The sequence below is a fragment of the Aeromonas lusitana genome (genome assembly GCF_002812985.1).
Lineage (GTDB): Bacteria > Pseudomonadota > Gammaproteobacteria > Enterobacterales > Aeromonadaceae > Aeromonas > Aeromonas lusitana.
Genome location: NZ_PGCP01000061.1, coordinates 1 through 1,464, shown reverse-complemented (window position 1 = coordinate 1,464; position 1,464 = coordinate 1). Strand labels below are relative to the sequence as shown.

Annotated in this window: 1 pseudogene; it reads left to right on the top strand. The window is 62.0% G+C overall.

From position 1 onward, the window contains the following. A pseudogene (locus CUC44_RS20875) lies at positions 1 to 1,464 on the top strand (retention module-containing protein); the annotation flags it as partial.

Below are 1,464 nucleotides of genomic sequence, written 5' to 3'. Positions count from 1 at the left end.
CAGCAGAGCCTGGATGGCAAATACAGCAGCCACGGCAGTAAGGTGACCTTCACCCTGGATGCTGACGGCGATCTGGTGGGCACCACGGCCGACGGCCGCGAGGTGCTGCGCGCCGAGCTGGAATTGGTCGACAACAACGGCAACTGGAGCGTCACCAGCAAGGTGACCCTGAGTGGCGAGCTGGATCATCAGGGCAACGAGTCTCTGGATCTGCCGCTGACCGTGACCCTGACTGACAAGGACGGGGACAGCGTCTCCACCGACCTGCCGCTGACCATCAAGGATGGCAACGCACCTGGCTTCGTGGCGGGCAGCGGGGTGAGCCTGGATGAGGGGGATCTCAACGGTGGCAACACCCTGACTGGCACCGGCCATTTCGAGGTCAACGCGGGCTCGGATCGGGTGAGCGAGGTCTCGTTTGCTGATGTGACTCAGCAGCCCAAGCTGACCGCCCTGGGCCAGACAGTCCTCTATGAACTGGTCGACGGGGATCCCAATATTCCGGGCAACCAGATCCTCAAGGGCTACGTGATGGTGGATGGCCAGCGCGTCGAGGTATTGGAAGTCGAGATCAGCGGCAGCCTCAACAACGCCGCCAGCAATGGTTTCGACTACAAGGTGACCCTGCATGAAGGGGTGCATCAGGAGAACGGTAGCACCAGCACGGATCTGCCGTTCCAAATCAATATTGTCGACAGCGACAAGGGCGCCGGCAACAATGACAGCACCAGCGGTACCCTCAACGTCAGCATCGGCGAGGGGAACAACCCGACCATCTCCCTGACCGGCGTGACCTTGAGCGAAGGACGCTTCGATGGCGCCGGCAGCAACCAGACCGCCGATGATCAGCAGGCCACAGGTCAACTCACTATCAAGGCGGATTCCGATCCCGTGGTCGACGTGCGGCTGACCCTTGCAGGTCAGGTAGTCGATGCGAGCGGCAAGGCCATTACCCACAACGGCGAGACGCTCACCTGGAAAGAGGTGCCGGGCAGCAATGGCCACAGCTTCCAGGCCGTGACCGCAAGCGGCACCCTGGTGCTGACGGTCACCCTGCCGAGCGTGCCTGGCCGCATCGAGGCGCACACGGATGCGACTCTCGATTATCAGGTGACGGTGCACACCAACCTGGATCACGGGGCTAGCGACGATCTCAACCTGACCCTGCCGGTGCAGGTGACCGACAGCGACGGCTCGGTGATCAACGGCAATTCCAACGTAGTGATCAAGGATGCGGCGGATCCGAATCTTGGCATCGACAGCGGCATCAGCCTGCAGGAAGGGGGGGCCAGCCAGTCTCTGGACGGTCAGCTGCCGGTCAATGTGGGCAGCGATCGCCTGGTGTCCCTCAATTTCGAGGCGAGCCAACCGGGCCTCGATGGCCTGACCAGTGGCGGCAAACCGACTACTTATCAGGTCAACGGCAACCAGATCACACTGCTCGATGCCGCTGGCAAGGTCATT